The sequence below is a fragment of the Luteibacter aegosomatis genome (assembly GCF_023078455.1).
Lineage (GTDB): Bacteria > Pseudomonadota > Gammaproteobacteria > Xanthomonadales > Rhodanobacteraceae > Luteibacter > Luteibacter aegosomatis.
This window is the reverse complement of the sequence record NZ_CP095740.1, coordinates 780,771-797,307: the sequence shown is the minus strand read 5'-3', so window position 1 is coordinate 797,307 and position 16,537 is coordinate 780,771. Positions and strand designations below refer to the sequence as shown.

Sequence of the window (16,537 nt, the reverse complement as noted above, 5' to 3'; positions counted from 1 at the left end):
TCCGCATGTCCGCCCAGCCCTCGAACGATACCCTCGCCCGCATCGGCCATTTCGTGGCCGGCAAGCCCTATGCGGGTTCGCCTTCCGGCAGCGCGCCGGTGTACGACCCCGCGCGCGGCACCGTCTCCGCCGAAGTCGCCCTCGCCTCCGTCGCCGACGTGGATGCCGCCGTACGCGCGGCGCACGCGGCCTTCCCCGCCTGGTCGCAGACGCCTGCGCTCCGGCGCGCACGCGTGATGTTCCGTTTCAAGGAACTGATCGAGCGCGACATGGACCGCCTGGCGCGCCTCATCGTCGCCGAGCACGGCAAGGTGCTGTCCGATGCGAAGGGCGAGCTCGTGCGCGGCCTCGAGGTGGTCGAATACGCCTGCGGCATTCCCGAACTGCTCAAGGGCGAGTACACCGAGCAGATCGCCAACGGCATCGATGCCTGGACGGTGCGCCAGGCGCTCGGCGTGTGCGCCGGCATCACGCCGTTCAACTTTCCCGCCATGGTGCCCATGTGGATGTTTCCCATGGCCATCGCCTGCGGCAACAGCTTCGTGCTGAAGCCGTCCGAGCGCGATCCGTCGCTGGCCGTCGAACTGGCGCTCCTGCTGAAGGAGGCCGGCCTGCCCGATGGCGTGTTCAACGTGATCCATGGCGACAAGACCGCCGTGGACGCCCTGCTCGACCACGACCTCGTGCGAGCGGTGAGCTTCGTCGGTTCCACGCCCATCGCCGAATACATCTACGCGCGCGGCACGGCGCACGGCAAGCGCGTGCAGGCGCTCGGCGGCGCGAAGAACCACATGGTGATCATGCCTGACGCCGATGTCGACAAGGCGGCCGATGCGCTGATAGGAGCCGGCTACGGCGCGGCGGGCGAGCGCTGCATGGCGATTTCGGTCGCGCTGGCCGTCGGCGATGCCACGGCCGACGCCCTGGTCGCCAAGCTCAAGCCGCGCGTCGAATCGCTGCGCATCGGCCATGGCCTCGACGAGAGCGTGGAAATGGGTCCGGTGGTCACCGGCGCGCATCGCGATCGCATCACCGGATACATCGACGACGGCGTCGCGGCCGGTGCGGAACTGGTCGTCGACGGTCGCGGCCATCGCGTAGCCGGATGCGAACAAGGCTTCTTCGTGGGCGGCACGCTGTTCGATCGCGTCACCACCGACATGCGCATCTACAAGGAAGAGATCTTCGGTCCGGTGCTATGCGTGGTGCGCGTGCCGGATTTCGCTACGGCCCTGGAATACGTTAGCGCTCACGAATACGGCAACGGCACCTCGATCTTCACGCGGGACGGACACGTCGCGCGTGAGTTTTCCCATCGCGTACAGGTCGGCATGGTCGGCATCAACGTGCCCATTCCCGTACCGATGGCGTTCCACAGTTTCGGTGGCTGGAAGAAAAGCCTCATGGGTGACCACCACGCGCACGGCCCGGAATCCGTGCGCTTCTACACAAAACAGAAAGCCATTACACAGCGCTGGCTGAACCACGGCGAAAGCGCGGGCGCAGAGTTTGCGATGCCCACCCATTAGCATGCTAATTTGCGTCGGTTGTGCGCCCGGAAAAGCTTGTGCGTTGCAACTTAGATAATCAGAACACGACTACGCAAAAACTTAAAATTTTCACTTCAGGGAGAAGGCTAGATGCGCATCCATTCGATTAAGCGCCCTCTCGCCGGTCTGGTGCTCGCATGCCTCGGCTTCGCCGGGGCATCGGCGCATGCGCAAGACGCATCCGGCAGCAAATACCTTTTCGGCGATTGGGGCGGCGAACGCACGCGCCTGGCCGATGAAGGCATTACGTTCGACCTCGGCTACGGCTTCGAAGCCGCGCACAACTATTCCGGCGGCGATCGCGAAATCACGCGATACACCGACCAATGGAAGTTCGGCGCCAGCTTCGATCTCGACAAGCTGTGGAACTGGCACGGCGCCAAGTTCAACATCATGGTCACCGATCGCAACGGCCGCGATATCGGCGCCGACGCCAATATCGGCAACAACCAGCTCATCCAGGAAGTCTACGGCCGCGGCCAGACCTGGCACCTGACCATCTTCCAGCTCGAGCAGAAGTTCTTCAACGACCGCCTCACCTGGAAGATCGGCCGCATGCCGGTCGGCGAGGACACCGGCAGCTTCTCGTGCGACTTCCAGAACCTCTCGTTCTGCGGCGCGCAGCCGGGCAACATCGTGGGCGACTACTGGGTCAACTGGCCGACCAGCATGTGGGCCACGGTGCTGAAGTTCTCCACCACGCAGAACACCTGGCTTCAGCTGTCGGCGTACCAGGTCAACCCGAAGTACGTCGACGATTCCTACGCCCGTCGCAACGGCCTGAAGCTCGGTTTCCCCAGCGGCACCACCGGCTGGCTGATCCCTCTGGAGTTCGGCTGGAAGCCCTCGATCAACGGCCTGCCCGGTTCGTATCGCGCGGGCGTCTGGTACAACACCTCCAAGGGTGACGACGTCTTCTACGACGTGAACCACGAGCCGCGCGCGCTCACCGGCGACGACCCGCTGCAGCGCACCTCGCGTCGCGGTGCGTGGATCACCTTCCAGCAGCAGGTCACCGGCGAAGCGGGCGGCAAGGGAACCAACGTGTTCCTCAACATCACCTCCGCCGACCACCAGACCTCGCCCACCAACAACCAGATCTCGCTGGGCATGGAGTACAAGGGCATCTTCGACCGCCCGAACGACTTCGTCGGCGCGGCCCTGGGCTTCACCCATGCCAACGGCGACGTGGCGAAGTACCAGCGCCTGTACAACGCCGTCCATCCGGACGACCCGGGCCTGGTGAAGAGCGGCTACGAGAAGGTGGCCGAAGTGTTCTACAGCTGGTCGCCCATCCCCTCGATCGCCCTGCGTCCCAACCTGCAGTACATCAAGGATCCGGGCGGCATCGCCGAGAAGAACAACGCGTTCATCCTGGGCCTGAAGGCCAGCGTGGCTTTCTAAAGCGAAGACACTGGGCTCCTGCGAACGCAGGAGCCCAGTGTCTTTCGTTCAGGCAAGCGATATCCTTGCCGCTGAACGAATGAGAGCAAGCGGCATGATCGACCTGGTCGGTTTCGACGGCGACGACACCCTCTGGCACAGCCAGGAATACTACGACCGCGCGCAGGACGAATTCGAGGCCATCCTCGGCAAGTACATCGACCTCGCCCGCGACGGCCTGCGCGACAGCCTGCTCGCCACCGAGCGCGGCAACATCGCCCTGTTCGGCTACGGCGCAAAGGGCATGACGCTGTCGATGATCGAGTCGGCCATCGAGCTCACCGAAGGCCGGATCGAGGCACGCGACATCCACCGCATCGTGCGCCTGGGCAAGGAAGTGCTCGCGCACCCCGTCGAACTCCTGCCCGGCATCCGCGACGCCGTGGAGCGCGTGGCCGCCACCCATCGCGTGGTGCTCATCACCAAGGGCGATCTCTTCCACCAGGAATACAAGGTGGCCCGCTGCGGGCTGGCCGACGTGTTCCATCGCATCGAGATCGTCTCGGAGAAAGACCCGGCGGCCTACGCCCGCCTGTTCCGCGAGTTCGAGGTGACGCCCGAGCGCTTCGCCATGGTGGGCAATTCGCTCAAGTCCGACATCGCGCCCGTGGTGGAGCTGGGTGGCTGGGGGGTCTACATGCCCTATCACAGCACCTGGGCGCACGAGGTGGTCACGGGGTTCACCATGACCGACCGGGTGGTCGAGGTGCGTGGGGCGGATGGCATTCCGGGGGCTATCGCCCGGATGGGATGAGGCGGGCACCCTTCGCCGATGCGATCGGCTCCCACCCCTTCGGTAGGACATCCTCATCGAGTCGGTTCTGATCCATCGGTAGGACACTCCTTACCGAAGGGGTGGGAGCCGATCGTATCGGCGAACCCGACGAAGCGGCTGCTCCACGTTTCTTTCGCGCCCACCCCCGCACCCTGTCCCCCGTCCCGACGGAGGAACCCCATGGATCGCCGCATCCGACTCGGCTGGCAGGTGGTACGCAACACCGCCAAGGGCTTCAGCGACGACGAGCTGATGACCCGTGCCGCCGCCCTCGCCTTCTATTCCGCCCTGTCCTTCGCTCCCCTGCTGGTGCTGCTGCTCTGGGTGGTGGCCTCGCTACGACCGGAGTGGCAGGCGCAACTGATCGATAGCCTGAACGGCCTCGTCGGCGCGCGCGCCTCCGAAGCCGTGCGGCTGGTGATCGAGAACGCCAAGCAGAAACCCAGCGTGGGCAGCATGGCGGGCGTGATCGGCCTGGGCGTGACCCTGGTCGGCGCCTCCGCCGTGTTCGCGCAGCTGCAGGGCGCGCTCAACCGCGTCTGGAGCCTGCAACCCAAGCCCGGCAGCACCCGCCACGCCATCCTGGGCTGGATCCGCGCCCGCCTGCATGCCCTGGGCCTGCTGCTTTCGCTGGCCTTTTTGCTGGTGATCTCGTTTTCGGCCAGCGCGCTCATCGCCGTGTTCGTGCGCGGCGGCACCACCGGCTGGCACGTGCTGGAAACGATCATCTCGCTCGTGGTGTTCGTCGTGATCTTCGGCGCCATCTACAAGGTGCTGCCCGATGCCGTTATCGAATGGCGCGACGCCGTGATCGGCGCCTCCCTCACCGCCCTGCTCTTCGTCGTCGGCAAGTACGCCATCGGCATCTACCTGGAACGCAGCAACGTCGGCGGCCCCTACGGGCCGGCCGGCGGCGTGGTGGTGCTGCTGGTGTGGGTCTACTACTCCGCCCTCATCCTGCTGCTCGGCGCGGAACTGACCGAGGCGGTGGCGGAGGTCCGCGGCACGCCGATCCAGCCGCGGTCCTACGCGATGTCCACCAAGCCCGCCCCCCTTGACCCGTCCATCACGGCGGCGGCGTTATCCATAAAGCCTATCGAGAAGGAGGAAACCTCATGAAAACCCACCTGATCGCGATCGCCGCGCTCGTCATGGCCACCGGTGCGGTGGTCGATTCCCCGGTACAGGCGCAGGCGCGCCGCAGCCAGCACCAGGTCTGCCGGGACGTGGAAACCAAGCAAATCCAGTCCAAGGACAATAACCGCCTGATCGGTACGGGCGTGGGCGCCGTGGCCGGCGGCCTGCTCGGCAACCAGGTCGGCGGCGGCAAGGGCAAGACCCTCGCCACGGTGGCCGGTGCGGTCGGCGGCGGTTACGCGGGCAACCAGATCCAGAAGAACCACCAGGACAAGAACGCCCGCTACGAAACCCATCGCGAATGCCACTGGGTCAACGACTGACGTAAGCATTCCGACGCCTGGCCGGTCTTAGGGAAGAGACCCTTCCCGGAGGCTGTATGAGCATCGATCCTGAGCGTCGGCGATTCCTCGGCGTGCTGGCCGTCACGACGGCCGCCGCCGTTTCCCTGCCTTTCGTGCTGCGCGGGACGCGTCCCGTCGTGGCGGCCGACGCGCCGCGTCCGCAGGGCGGGAGCGTCACCATCGACGAATTCTCCCCGGACAAGAAGCCGCTGGGCCCGCGTACCGAGGCCCGGGTGGTGATGACGGACGAGCAATGGCGGCAGAAGCTCGACGGTCGCTCGTACTACGTGATGCGCCACGAGGGCACCGAACCGCCGTATACCGGGCCCGGCTGGGACCGCCACGAGAACGGCATCTATCGCTGCCTGGGCTGTGACACGGCGCTGTACGACTCGGCCACCAAGTTCGATTCGGGCACGGGCTGGCCGAGCTTCTGGCAGCCGATCTCCAAGCGGAACATCGTGCAGACGGACGACCGCAGCCTCGCCGTCGAGGATCGCACGGCGGTGAGTTGCGCGCGGTGCGGGTCGCACCTGGGGCACGTGTTCGACGACGGTCCGGATCCGACCGGGTTGCGCTATTGCATGAACGCGGTGGCGATGAAGTTCGTGCCGGTGCCCGGGGTGCATATCACGTTGTCCTGAATCGCGATAACCGACCGCAAGACGCTGGGTTCTTGCCTTCGTGTATAGACCGGACACATAGCTGACAGGTGTGCCAGGACATGGTTTACACCTCGACCGCCAACCTGTGGCGGCCAGAGGCCCATCCCATGCCCTGGAAGGAAGCGTCAGTCATGAGTTTGCGTGCCGAGTTTCTCGCCCTGGCCCGGCGCCCGGACCAGCCCGTGGCGCCGCTGTGCCGGCGGTTCGGGATCAGCCGGACGACCGGCTATAAATGGCTCCGCCGGGAGGCGGCCGCGGAGCCGCTGGCGGACCGGTCACGTCGTCCGCACCGCAGTCCTGGGCAGACGGCGGCCGAGACCGAAGCCCGTATCCTGGCGCTGCGGCACACTTATCCCCATTGGGGCGGGCGCAAGCTGGCCAAGGTGCTGGAACGGGAAGGTTGCGATGCGCCCGCGCCCAGCACGATCACCCACATCCTGCGTCGCCATGGCCTGCTGTGGCGCCCCACCGAGGCGGTGATCACGCCCTGGCAGCGCTTCGAGCACAGCGCGCCTAACGATCTGTGGCAGATGGACTTCAAGGGATCGGTGCCGGTGGGGGCGGGCCAGTGCGATCCGTTGACCGTGCTCGACGATCACTCCCGTTTCAACCTGGTGCTGGCCAACAACGCCGATAAGACAGGCCTGACGGTACGACGCCTGCTCACGGCGGCGTTTCGTCGCTACGGGCTGCCGTTGCGCATGAACATGGACAACGGCACGCCGTGGGGCGTGGGCAACGGCCCGGCACGCCATCTGTCGACCTTGTCGGTGTGGCTGGTGGAGCTGGGTATCCACGTGAGTTTCAGCCGTCCGTTCCATCCCCAGACCAACGGCAAGGACGAGCGTTTCCACCGAAGCCTGGACGTGGAGGTGCTGCGCGGCCGGGCTTTCCTCAACCTCAGGGAGCTGGGCCTGGCGCTGGATCACTGGCGGGAGATCTACAACCACGTGCGTCCGCACGAAGGCATCGGCATGGTCACGCCGGTGCAGCGTTACCGGATCAGTCCGCGCGCCTTTCCCGAGCGGATCGCGGCGTTTGAGTACGGCCCGGATGACTTGCGGTTACATGTCGACCAGCGAGGTCGAACCCAGCTGCTGGGCCATCCTCTGACGGTGTCGTCGGCCCTGAAGGCCCAGATCATCGCCGCCCGCCCGCAGGACGGGCAGGACGGCATCTATGACCTGTATTTCCGTCATCACTGGCTCGACACCGTCAACCTGCGAGACCTGGACTAAAGTGTCCACCATGTCCTGGCACACCTGTTCACCATGTGCCCGGTCTGTACACCTTCGCAGGAACGACGAGCTACAAGATTCAACGCGACGCACGTCCCCCTCACGTCGTTCCTGCGAAGGCAAGAACCCAGCGTCTCTGCTCGGTGCGAGCGACGGCACCCCACTGGCTCCTGAAAAAAAGCCCCGCTTTCGCGGGGCTTTTTCATCGATCAACGCTCGATCGGCGTCAGCTTGAATTCCTTCGGCGGCGTCTCCCCCTTGAGGTAACGCACGAAGTAATCCCAGCGGCGGCGCGTCATGTACGGCGTGGCGGCACCGTAACCGTGGTGCGCGTTGGGAATCATCACCAGGTCGAAATCCTTGTTCGCCTTGATCAGCGCATCCACCACCAGCAGCGTTTCGTACGGCGGCACGTTGTCGTCCGAGGTGCCGTGGGCCAGCATCAGGTGGCCCTTCAAGCCGTCCACCCACTTCTGGTTGGCCTGGTCGTCGTAGTTGGACTTGCCGTCCTTGTCCTTGACCAGCAGGCCCTGCCACTTCTCGGCCCAGTCGTCTTCGTAGTTGCGGTTGTCGTGGTTGCCCGATTCGGAGATGCCCACCTTGAACACGTCGCCGTAGCGGAACATCGCCGTGGCCGTGGCGTTGCCGCCGCCGGAATGGCCCCAGATGCCCACGCGGTCGCCGTCGATCCACGCGTTCTGCTTCACCAGCTGCTTCACGGCCGCGACCTGGTCGGGCAGCGTGTTGTCGCCGATGTTCTGGAAGTAGGCGTCATGGAACGCCTTCGAACGCCACGGCGTGCCCATGCCGTCGACCGCCACCACGATGAAGCCGAGTTCGGCGAGCGACTGGTTGTCGCCATGCGACGGAATGAAGCTGCGCGTGCGCACCGAACCGGTCTGCGGACCCGGGTAGATGTAGACCACCAGCGGGTACTTCTTCGACGGATCGAAGTTCGTCGGCTTGAACATCTGGCCGTAGAGGTCGGTCTTGCCGTCGCGCGCCTTCACCGTGAACGCGGTCGGCGGCACCCAGCCGGCGGCCTTCAGGCGCGAGATGTCGGCCTTGGCCACTTCCTTCACCGTGGCGCCCGTATCGCTGCGGCGGACGAGGGCGACGGGAGGCGTGTCGATCGTCGAATACGAATCGAAGAAGTACGTGCCGTCCTTCGACATCGACACGGTGTGGTCGGACTTCTCCGGGGTGAGCAGCGTCAGGTTGCCGCCGTCGAAGTCCACCTTGTAGAACGACTGGTAGTACGGGTCCACGCCCTTCTCGCGACCGACGCCGCGGAACCAGATGGTCTTGGTCTTCGGATCGATGCGCAGCACCTGGGTGACGTTCCAGTCGCCCTTGGTGATGGCGTGTTCCAGCTTGCCGGTCTTGAGGCTGTACATGTACAGGTGGCCCCAGTTACTCCGCTCGGAGAACCAGATCACCTCGTCGGTTTCGGGCACGTATTGCCAGTTGGCCATATCGTTGCCGCCTTCGAAATACGTCTTGGCCTTCTCCTCGAACACCGTGCGCACGTCGCCGGTCTCGGGGTTGGCCACGCGGAACCACTCATGCGTGTGGTCGCGCGCGGTGGAGACGAAGGCGATGCTCTTGCCGTCGGCCGACCAGCGCACGTCGTCCCACAGGCCCGGGCTGCACGACACGTCGTCGCAGATCGTCGAGCGATGCTGGTCGGGCGGCATCTTGAAGCGCACGACCTTCTTCGTCGGCACGTCGATGACGACGCGCTCGATCATGGTCACGTCCTTGTCGCCCGGCAGCGGGTACTTCCAGGTATCGACCTTGGGATGGCCCACGTTGACGCTCACCGTGGTCATCTCGCCGGTCTTGCGCTGGTCCTGCTGGAAGGTGGCGATCTTCTTCGAGTCCGGCGACCAGACGAGGATGGCCTCGTCGGTATGCTTCCAGCCGGCGTTGTCGGTGGCGTAGCCGAAGTCCTTGATGCCGTCGGTGGTCAGCTGGGTCTCGGCCCCCGTGGCCACGTCGCGTACCCACAGGTTCCAGTCGCGGATGAACGCCTCGGACTTGCCGTCCGGCGACTTCATGCCCGGCTCTTCACCGTAGGGCTTGCCGCTGGGGTCTTTCTTCACCGCGGCCAGTTCGCACTTGTCCATGGCCTTGTCGCAGACGTAGTTCTTGCCGCCCGAGGTCACGTCGAGGCCGTCGTCCGGACGCACCACGAACGCGCTCACCGGCAGCTTGGCCGCATCGACCTTCTTGCCGGTGGCCGACGACAGCGCCTTCGCCAGCTTGTCGCGGTCGAACGCGTGCGTGGACGTACCCTTCGCCACGTCGACGGTGATGAACTGGCCGCCGTCCTTGTCCTGGTCGCGATACCAGAAGTGCGTATCGTCGATCCACTTCACGCGCTGTACCGCATGGTCGACCAGCGGCATCGTGTTGTTCGGGAGCATCGCGTCGGCACGACGGTAATCGTCGACGCTCACGGCCTGCGCGGAAGCGGCACCGGTCAGGCCGAAGAGGACGGCGCCCGCGAGCGCCGTGGTGTATCTGGACATTGGAAATCCCCGTGGCTGAACCGCGGCACGGGTCGCGCCGCGAACCGGACGAGGCTAGTCCTCGCGGGGGGGCGAGGCGTATGCCAGAGGTCATGGATGCGTGGGGTATCCCGCTCCGTGCGATTCGCCGATACGATCGGCTCCCACCCCTCCGGTAGCAGCCTTTCTACCGAAGGGGTGGGAGCCGATCGTATCGGCGAATCCTACGAAGCGCCTTTGGCAGGGCGCCTCACCCTGAACCGCCGCCCCTGCCGCTCCGTCATCTTCAGCCCCAGCCGGTCGGGCAGGAACTTGAAAAGCCCCTTGATGAACCGGTTCACCCGCCCGTTGACGTGGACCACCTCGCCCTTCTCCACCGCATCCAGCCCCTGCCGGGCCACGGTGGCCGCATCCATCCACAGGTACTTCGGCATCTTCGAGACCAGCGGCCGGGCGCCGTTGACGTCATGGAACTCGGAATAGGTGAAGCCCGGGCACAGCGCGGTGACGTGCACGCCCGTGCCGGCGTTCTCCAGCGCGAGCGACTGCGAAAACCGGATGAGGTAGGCCTTGGAAGCGCCATACAAGGTGTGTCCGGCCGATCCGGGCACCAGCCCGGCCAGCGAGGCGACGTTGACGATGCGCCCGTAGCCCCGCGCCTTCATCCCCGGCAGCAGCCGCCAGGCCAGTTCGGTGGGGGCGGTCATCATCACCTGGATGAACGCGGCATGGGTGGCCCACGGCTGGTCGTCGAGGTACCCGGTCACGCCATAGCCGGCGTTGTTCACCAGCACGTCGATGTGCAAACCCTGCGCCTCCAGCGCGGCGACCAGCGCCTCCGGACCGTCGGGCCGGGCGAGATCGAGCGGGGCCACGATGGCTTCCACCGCGTGCCGCTCGCGCAGCTCCGCGGCGATCGCTTCGAGACGGTCGGCGCGCCTGGCGGTGAGCACCACGTCGAAACCGCGCCGCGCCAGTTCGCGCGCGAACGCTTCGCCGATACCCGCCGATGCGCCGGTGACGAGTGCACGTCGATTGGATGCCATGGAGTCGCTCCCGTCTTGAAGTTCGGCCCAGTATGGTCACATGAACGGATAGACGATGTGGTGACGCCTACGACGGCACGTTCACGCCTTCATGCCGCCTCCGGCAGCGATGCTGATGGCCCGATTCAACCACGGCCAGGAGCCCACACCATGACGAGCACCGACCACGATATCAAGGTCCTCAACAGTCTCATCGAGACCACCATCGACAGTGCCGAAGGCTATGGCGAGGCGGCGAAGGATGCCGAAAACACCCGCTATGCCGCCCTGTTCCAGCAGCGCGCGGCCGAGCGCCGCCAGGTGGCGTCGCGCCTGCAGCAGCAGGTGGCCTCGCTGGGCGGCAAGCCCGAAGACGACGGCACCGTTCTCGCCAAGGCGCATCGCATGTTCGTCGAACTGCGCTCGAAGATGAGTTCGAAGGACGACACCGCCATCGTCGACGAGGTCGAGCGTGGCGAAGACCATATCAAGCACAAGTACGAAGATGCGCTGAAGGACACCGATGTCTCCGCCGGCACGGGTTCGGTCATCAACGAGGCTTACGTGTCGGTCAAGAGCGGCCACGACCAGATGCGTGACCTCAAGCACGCGCTGCACGCGACCAAGTAACAAACGCCGAACGGGCCCCGTCGCGACGAGCGGCTGACGCCCCTACGAAAAACGGAGCCTCCCGGCTCCGTTTTTTTTGAGTCGAATCAGGCCGGGGTCACTGACCGCCCTGGTCCTCGGCCATCAGCGCATTGATCTTGTCCTTGTGCGCCTCATAGAAAGCGACGTTCTTCTGGTTCACCTTCGACTGGTCGACGTACTGCGCCATCTGCGGGTTGTTCTTCGCTTCCGACGCGATGGCCGCGTTGGTCACGGCGAGGTTCGCGAGCAGGAACTCGCGCGGCGTGAAACCGTTGGCCTTGATCAGCGGCTCGATGCGCGGATCCGAATCGGTGATCTGCTTGGCGAGGTCGTCGAGCGAGTGGATCTTCGAGAAATCGGTCTTCGCGTTCTTCGGCTGGATGCCCTGCTTCTTCGCTTCCTGGGACACCTTCACGATGCGATTGAACACGTCGTCGTTGAGGTTGTAGTTCTGGATGGCCTGCTTGTCGGCGGACGGGATCTGCGACGCCGGGTTCGGCGCCTCGGCCTGCGCCGGCGCCGCCTGCTGGGCGAACGCGGCGGGAACGACGGACGCGGCGGCCAGCATCGAGGCAGCGAGGATGTAACGGAACTTCACGGGCATCTCCTTCGGTTCGGTCCGTGCTGGACGGTGAGCCAGCATAAATCGGCAATTGTTACGTAGGCGTCTGTACGGTTGGGGAATCTTCAGGAACCTTGGGGACGTTCCAGCCCAACGCGTTGTAGAGGTGGTAACGGGCCACGCCCACGTATTCGTGGAGGGCGAAATCGGCGAAGAAGATGTTCTCCGACGACGGCAGCCAGTCGTAGCGTGCCGTCACGTAATCGCCGCGCACGGGTTCGGCGCGGATGCCGAAATGCGAGAAATACAGCACCGACCGCTTCAGGTGCACCGCCGAGGACACCAGCACCACCTTGTCCGCGCCGTAGGCCGCCAGCAGCGGCCGGCTGAACTGCGCGTTCTGGAAGGTGTTCATGCTGCGCGACTCGAGGATCATGTCCTGTCGCGGCACGCCCAGGCGATCGAGCGTCAGGGCATAGACGTCGGCCTCGGCCTTCTTGAGCTTCATCGCGTCGCCGCCGCTCACTTCCACCTTGCACTCGGCGCCGGTGGCCTTGCATGAGCGATAGAGTTGCGCCGTCTCGAGGATGCGGCCGTTCGCGTAGAGGCTGGGCTCGATGGCCCCCGAGCCCGTGCGGACCGTGCCCGCGCCGAGCAGGATGATCGCGTTGCGCTGGCCCCAGTGGGCCACGTCGGGAGCGAAACCCGATTGCAGGTTGCCCAACAGCATGCCGGTGAGCGGACCGCAGCCGGCGAAGCCCAACCAGGCGAGGGCGAGCACGGTCAGGACCGTGCCGGATCGGCGCCGACGGCGCCACAGCAAGAGCAGGCCGACGACGAGGAGCAGTAGGAAGAGAGGAAGGATCATGGGCGCGGAGCGTAGCAAAGCCGATGGCCGACCGTGCGACGGGCACGGCCGACCATCGGCTTTTTGTGCTCCAGCGCGCGTTTAGCCGAAGAGCTTGGTCGCGATCTCCGCGATGTGCTTGCCCTGGAATCGCGCACCGGCCAGCTCCGTCTCGCTGGGCTGGCGCGACCCGTTGCCGTCGGCGATGGTCGTGGCGCCGTAGGGGCTACCGCCCTTGACCTCGTCCACGCCCATCTGGGCCTGGAACGAATACGGCAGGCCGACCGGGATCAGGCCCAGATGCATCAGGTTGGTGATGATCGAGAACAGCGTGGTTTCCTGGCCGCCGTGCTGGCTGGCTGTGGAGGTGAAGGCGCCGCCGACCTTGCCGTTGAGGGCACCCTTCATCCACAGGCCGCCCGTCTGGTCGAGGAACGCCGCCATCTGCGACGGCATGCGGCCGTAGCGGGTCGGCGCGCCGACGATGATGGCGTCGTACTGGGCCAGATCGTCGACCTTGGCTTCCGGGTGCGCATGGTCGGTGACGAATCCGGCGGCCTTGACCACCTCGGGCGGCGCCGTTTCCGCGACCCGTTTGATATCCACCTGCGCACCCGCGTCGCGGGCGCCTTGCGCCTGGGCCTCGGCCATCTTCACGATGTGGCCGTAAGAGGAGTAATAAAGCACCAGCACCTTAGCCATCGTTCGTCTCCTGGGTATCGCGGCGGGAAGATGCCGATACTATGCCTGCTCGCGCGGCACGGCTTCGTGCACGCGAGCGAACGCTGTGTTCGACAATCAGGACATCCATGATCGACGAGGCGATCCAACCCGAACGCGACGAGCGGCTCACCGCCGAGCGGGCCTACGAGCTGTACTGGGCGGACGTGCTCGATGCCGATGCCACGTTTCTCTGCACGGGAAAGGATTGCACCGCGCGCCTGATCTGCGCCTGTCTCGACAAGCCGGAGCAGAACCTGCGCATTCGTCCCTATTTCCGCTCGCGCCGCCTGGAAGACCACGCGCCGGAATGCGAAGTGGCGCACGGCAAGGGCCATGCGCCGCGGGAAAAGCGGCCCGACGTCTTCGAGGCCGAGCGGCCCAAGGATCACTTCGGGGCGCGAAAAGCGGATGTCCCGACGACGGCTGGCCCCCTCGGGGGAAAACGAAGCGTCGCACCGGCGCAGGCCGGCGCCCACGGCGCGGCGTCGGCCCCTCGCGCCAGCCATTTCTATCGGCTCTCGTCGCTCGTGCAGAAGTTCCTCGAACACCGCCGCGACGACGACCTCGACGAGGCCACCGTGGAGATCGGCGGCGAAACGCAGACCTACGCGACGCTGTTCCGCAACGTCTACCGGCAGAAAGTGGCCGAACTGACCTCGACGCGCGCGATCTGGTGGGGCACCGCGTCGATCCGCGCCACGAAGGAAGGCGGCTACTACCTGCGGTTCTCCCGCGCTTTCCGCCACGACGACGCCGAACTGCACCCCACGGTGACGTTGACCGCTCGGGACATCGAGGCCTACGCCGTCCGCAAGCTGTTGCGGGCGCGCCTGGACAAGCTCATCGCCGAGGGCGGCCGCTGCGTGGTGTTCGCCTGGGCCCGGCCCTGGATGCCGAAGGACGCGCAAGCGCCCTTCGTGCGGTTCTACGTGGACAACCTCGACCACATCGACGTACGCGGCCCGGATATCCTCGAAGAACTGCGCAACACTTCACGGATCCGCTAGAGACGTGCGCTGGGTCACGTAAGGGGCGAACGCCCTCACCCTTTCGGGGGTAGGTGACGATCCTTGCATCCGCAATGCTTCGATCCTCTCCCTTGCTCACAAGAGGATCGGCCGATGTACCGCCTCGACGCCGCACTCCGCATGTCCGAACTCCGTCCCGCCACCGTCATCGTCGACCTCGGCCAACGCTCCGCCGCGCTCGAACCGGGCGATCGCCCCGGCGCCGAAAACCTCCTGGAAAACCTGCGCGGCCGCGCCGCGCTCACCGAGATCGTGCTCGACGACGCCAACAACGACCTCCTGCTCGTCTATCGCGCCGCGCGCGCCGCCGATGCCGAGGGCGCCGGCGGCATCCTGTTCCGCCGCCACTGCGCCGGCGACCCGTGTACCGGCGAGCAGCCTTCGGCCGTCCGCTCCCTCGCCAGCATCCTCTACGACAGCCTGCGCACGGACACGCCCAACACGCCCCTGGTCGCCCACGTCGCCCTCGCCCTCCGCGCCATCGTGCCGGGCTCGCCGGCACCGGCGGACCCGGTCATCACCCGTGGCGGGCTGGCGAGTTGGCAGGAGCGTCGCGCGGTGGCCTACATGGAAGAACGCCTCGACCAGTCGTTTCCCGTCTCGGCCGTGGCCGACGCCTGCGGCCTGTCGGTCAATCATTTCTCGCGCGCGTTCCGCCGCAGCATGGGCAAGCCGCCGCACCGCTGGCTGCTCGATCGCCGCATCGAACGGGCGCAGTCCCTCCTGCGTACCAGCGACATGTCGCTGGCCGACGTGGCGCTGGCCTGCGGCTTCGCCGAACAGAGCCACTTCACCCGCGTGTTCACCCGCACGGTGGGCCTTCCCCCGGGTGCCTGGCGCCGCACGGCGGATTGATCGACGATGCCGACCGCTTCTTCCCATTCCGTGGCGGAACGCCACGCTTTCGAGCACGGCCCGATCATGGTCGACCGCGACACCCACCCACCGGCTGCCCTGGCGCTGGGCCGTGACCTCATGCTGGCCGGATCCCGCTTGCGGGACGCGGTGGGCCGCCGCGCCCAGCGCGAGTTCGGCATCACCGCCCTGCAAGGCGAGATGCTGCTCCTGCTCGCCGGCCGGCGCAGCATGATCTCCACCGAACTGGCGATGGCCTGCGGCGTCAATGCCAGCACGGTGACCCACGCCGTGGACGCCGGCATCGAACGCGGCCTGATGGCCCGCAACCGAAATACCAACGACCGCCGCCTGGTGGATATCGCGCTTACGCCGGTGGGCAAGCGGATGGCCGAGCGCGTGCGGGTGCTGGTGGCCGAGGTGGCCACCGATGCCCTGCGCGGCATGAGCCAGCCCGAGATGACCCGGTTCGCCACCGGCCTCTCGCACGTCGGGCGGAATCTCGAGAAAGGCTAGGCGCGACGACCGAAGATCAGGTGGAGGCCGAACAGGGTGAAGATCGCCCCGGCCCCGCCGTCGATCCAGCGGCTGGCGCGCACGTAGCCCCGGCGCATCGCGGGCAGGGCGAAGATGGCCGCGACCAGTCCGAACCACAGCACGGTCTCGGCGGTAACCAGCGCCCACAGGCCCCAGCGGGCCGACGGCGATACGTCGTCGCCGACGAACGCCGAGAAGATCGAGGCGAAGTAGATCGCCGCCTTGGGGTTGGCCAGGTTGGTGGCCAGCCCGCGCAGCAGCGCGCGTCCCGGGCTCGAACCGGCCACGTCCACGACCGGCACCGTGGCGTCGGGGTCGGCCTTGCGCGCCGCGCGCAGCATCTGCAGTCCCATCCAGCACAGGTAGAGCCCGCCGGCGACGGCGATGCCGCGCTCGAGCCACGCCAGCCGGTGCAGCAGCAGTTGCAGGCCGAGCAGGGCCAGTGCCGCCCACACCGCCACGCCCAGCGCGATCCCCACCACGCCCGCGGCCGACTCGCGACGCGAGCGACTGGCGGCGAGCTGGGAGACGAAGAAGAAATCCGGCCCCGGGGTGGCGAGGGCCACGATCTGGACGATGGCGATGGTGAGGAAGATATGCATGGGGGGGAGAAGGGCGAAAAGGCTGATTTAGCGCCTCCGCCT

General features: G+C 66.2%; 17 protein-coding genes. 11 read left to right on the top strand and 6 right to left on the bottom strand.

The genetic code is table 11. From position 1 onward, the window contains the following. Positions 1-5 precede the first annotated feature (5 nt). The 7 genes from L2Y94_RS03500 (at position 6) to L2Y94_RS03470 (ending at position 7,152) form a co-directional block, all read left to right on the top strand. Positions 6-1,529 (top strand): CoA-acylating methylmalonate-semialdehyde dehydrogenase, encoded by a 1,524-nt coding sequence (locus tag L2Y94_RS03500; RefSeq protein WP_247373156.1) that lies wholly within the window; start codon positions 6-8, stop codon positions 1,527-1,529. Between the two features lie 111 nt (positions 1,530-1,640). Further along, a complete protein-coding gene (locus tag L2Y94_RS03495) occupies positions 1,641-2,954 on the top strand; it encodes a carbohydrate porin (protein WP_247373155.1) in 1,314 nt (437 codons plus the stop codon). A 94-nt stretch (positions 2,955-3,048) separates the two neighbouring features. Continuing rightward, complete coding sequence (locus L2Y94_RS03490; RefSeq protein ID WP_247373154.1) at positions 3,049-3,747, top strand: HAD family hydrolase; 699 nt, start codon at positions 3,049-3,051, stop codon at positions 3,745-3,747. Positions 3,748-3,948: 201 nt separating this feature from the next. Beyond that, entirely contained in the window at positions 3,949-4,887 is a 939-nt protein-coding gene (locus L2Y94_RS03485; protein WP_247373153.1) for a YihY/virulence factor BrkB family protein, read from the top strand. Then, entirely contained in the window at positions 4,884-5,228 is a 345-nt protein-coding gene (locus L2Y94_RS03480) for a glycine zipper 2TM domain-containing protein (protein WP_144915054.1), read from the top strand. The genes L2Y94_RS03485 and L2Y94_RS03480 overlap by 4 nt, the downstream gene beginning before the upstream one ends. 56 nt (positions 5,229-5,284) lie before the next feature. Beyond that, a complete protein-coding gene (gene msrB / locus L2Y94_RS03475; RefSeq protein ID WP_247373152.1) occupies positions 5,285-5,893 on the top strand; it encodes a peptide-methionine (R)-S-oxide reductase MsrB in 609 nt (202 codons plus the stop codon). 128 nt (positions 5,894-6,021) lie between these two features. Then, positions 6,022-7,152: an IS481 family transposase gene (locus L2Y94_RS03470; protein WP_247375101.1), complete on the top strand. Its 1,131-nt coding sequence runs from the start codon at positions 6,022-6,024 to the stop codon at positions 7,150-7,152. A gap of 209 nt (positions 7,153-7,361) precedes the next feature. Here L2Y94_RS03470 and L2Y94_RS03465 read toward each other — a convergent pair whose 3' ends face one another. Beyond that, positions 7,362-9,686 (bottom strand): S9 family peptidase, encoded by a 2,325-nt coding sequence (locus L2Y94_RS03465; RefSeq protein ID WP_247373151.1) that lies wholly within the window; start codon positions 9,684-9,686, stop codon positions 7,362-7,364. Between the two features lie 203 nt (positions 9,687-9,889). Continuing rightward, positions 9,890-10,711, bottom strand: a complete 822-nt coding sequence (locus L2Y94_RS03460; RefSeq protein ID WP_247373149.1) for an SDR family NAD(P)-dependent oxidoreductase — start codon at positions 10,709-10,711, stop codon at positions 9,890-9,892. Between the two features lie 150 nt (positions 10,712-10,861). On the opposite strand from L2Y94_RS03460, the gene L2Y94_RS03455 reads away from it, so the two are divergent. Continuing rightward, positions 10,862-11,320, top strand: a complete 459-nt coding sequence (locus L2Y94_RS03455) for a PA2169 family four-helix-bundle protein (protein WP_247373147.1) — start codon at positions 10,862-10,864, stop codon at positions 11,318-11,320. A gap of 97 nt (positions 11,321-11,417) precedes the next feature. Here L2Y94_RS03455 and L2Y94_RS03450 read toward each other — a convergent pair whose 3' ends face one another. The 3 genes from L2Y94_RS03450 to wrbA form a co-directional block, all read right to left on the bottom strand. After that, positions 11,418-11,939, bottom strand: a complete 522-nt coding sequence (locus L2Y94_RS03450) for a hypothetical protein (protein ID WP_247373146.1) — start codon at positions 11,937-11,939, stop codon at positions 11,418-11,420. Positions 11,940-11,997: 58 nt separating this feature from the next. Beyond that, positions 11,998-12,771 carry a YdcF family protein gene (locus tag L2Y94_RS03445; protein WP_247373144.1) on the bottom strand — a complete coding sequence of 258 codons (774 nt, stop codon included), beginning with the start codon at positions 12,769-12,771 and terminating at the stop codon, positions 11,998-12,000. A gap of 81 nt (positions 12,772-12,852) precedes the next feature. Beyond that, on the bottom strand, positions 12,853-13,452 hold the full coding sequence (gene wrbA, locus L2Y94_RS03440; RefSeq protein ID WP_247373142.1) for an NAD(P)H:quinone oxidoreductase: 600 nt from the start codon (positions 13,450-13,452) through the stop codon (positions 12,853-12,855). Between the two features lie 107 nt (positions 13,453-13,559). Here wrbA and L2Y94_RS03435 point away from each other — a divergent pair, with 107 nt between their 5' ends. The 3 genes from L2Y94_RS03435 to L2Y94_RS03425 all read left to right on the top strand — a co-directional run bounded on the left by L2Y94_RS03435 (position 13,560) and on the right by L2Y94_RS03425 (position 15,872). Then, complete coding sequence (locus L2Y94_RS03435) at positions 13,560-14,480, top strand: hypothetical protein (RefSeq protein ID WP_247373140.1); 921 nt, start codon at positions 13,560-13,562, stop codon at positions 14,478-14,480. Between the two features lie 114 nt (positions 14,481-14,594). After that, positions 14,595-15,356, top strand: coding sequence for a helix-turn-helix domain-containing protein (locus L2Y94_RS03430; protein WP_247373139.1), 762 nt, complete (start codon positions 14,595-14,597; stop codon positions 15,354-15,356). A gap of 6 nt (positions 15,357-15,362) precedes the next feature. Beyond that, complete coding sequence (locus tag L2Y94_RS03425; RefSeq protein ID WP_247373138.1) at positions 15,363-15,872, top strand: MarR family transcriptional regulator; 510 nt, start codon at positions 15,363-15,365, stop codon at positions 15,870-15,872. Here L2Y94_RS03425 and rhtC read toward each other — a convergent pair. Beyond that, positions 15,869-16,495: a threonine export protein RhtC gene (gene rhtC / locus L2Y94_RS03420; protein ID WP_247373137.1), complete on the bottom strand. Its 627-nt coding sequence runs from the start codon at positions 16,493-16,495 to the stop codon at positions 15,869-15,871. The two genes, L2Y94_RS03425 and rhtC, sit on opposite strands and share 4 nt — an antisense overlap. Positions 16,496-16,537: the final 42 nt, after the last annotated feature.

Excerpts from the sequence above, each read along its gene's own strand:
- L2Y94_RS03500 (WP_247373156.1), top strand. The coding sequence starts at position 6 with ATGTCCGCCCAGCCCTCGAACGATACCCTCGCCCGCATCGGCCATTTC.
- L2Y94_RS03495 (WP_247373155.1), top strand. The coding sequence starts at position 1,641 with ATGCGCATCCATTCGATTAAGCGCCCTCTCGCCGGTCTGGTGCTCGCA.
- L2Y94_RS03490 (WP_247373154.1), top strand. The coding sequence starts at position 3,049 with ATGATCGACCTGGTCGGTTTCGACGGCGACGACACCCTCTGGCACAGC.
- L2Y94_RS03485 (WP_247373153.1), top strand. The coding sequence starts at position 3,949 with ATGGATCGCCGCATCCGACTCGGCTGGCAGGTGGTACGCAACACCGCC.
- L2Y94_RS03480 (WP_144915054.1), top strand. The coding sequence starts at position 4,884 with ATGAAAACCCACCTGATCGCGATCGCCGCGCTCGTCATGGCCACCGGT.
- msrB (WP_247373152.1), top strand. The coding sequence starts at position 5,285 with ATGAGCATCGATCCTGAGCGTCGGCGATTCCTCGGCGTGCTGGCCGTC.
- L2Y94_RS03470 (WP_247375101.1), top strand. The coding sequence starts at position 6,022 with ATGCCCTGGAAGGAAGCGTCAGTCATGAGTTTGCGTGCCGAGTTTCTC.
- L2Y94_RS03465 (WP_247373151.1), bottom strand. The coding sequence starts at position 9,686 with ATGTCCAGATACACCACGGCGCTCGCGGGCGCCGTCCTCTTCGGCCTG.
- L2Y94_RS03460 (WP_247373149.1), bottom strand. The coding sequence starts at position 10,711 with ATGGCATCCAATCGACGTGCACTCGTCACCGGCGCATCGGCGGGTATC.
- L2Y94_RS03455 (WP_247373147.1), top strand. The coding sequence starts at position 10,862 with ATGACGAGCACCGACCACGATATCAAGGTCCTCAACAGTCTCATCGAG.
- L2Y94_RS03445 (WP_247373144.1), bottom strand. The coding sequence starts at position 12,771 with ATGATCCTTCCTCTCTTCCTACTGCTCCTCGTCGTCGGCCTGCTCTTG.
- wrbA (WP_247373142.1), bottom strand. The coding sequence starts at position 13,452 with ATGGCTAAGGTGCTGGTGCTTTATTACTCCTCTTACGGCCACATCGTG.
- L2Y94_RS03435 (WP_247373140.1), top strand. The coding sequence starts at position 13,560 with ATGATCGACGAGGCGATCCAACCCGAACGCGACGAGCGGCTCACCGCC.
- L2Y94_RS03430 (WP_247373139.1), top strand. The coding sequence starts at position 14,595 with ATGTACCGCCTCGACGCCGCACTCCGCATGTCCGAACTCCGTCCCGCC.
- L2Y94_RS03425 (WP_247373138.1), top strand. The coding sequence starts at position 15,363 with ATGCCGACCGCTTCTTCCCATTCCGTGGCGGAACGCCACGCTTTCGAG.
- rhtC (WP_247373137.1), bottom strand. The coding sequence starts at position 16,495 with ATGCATATCTTCCTCACCATCGCCATCGTCCAGATCGTGGCCCTCGCC.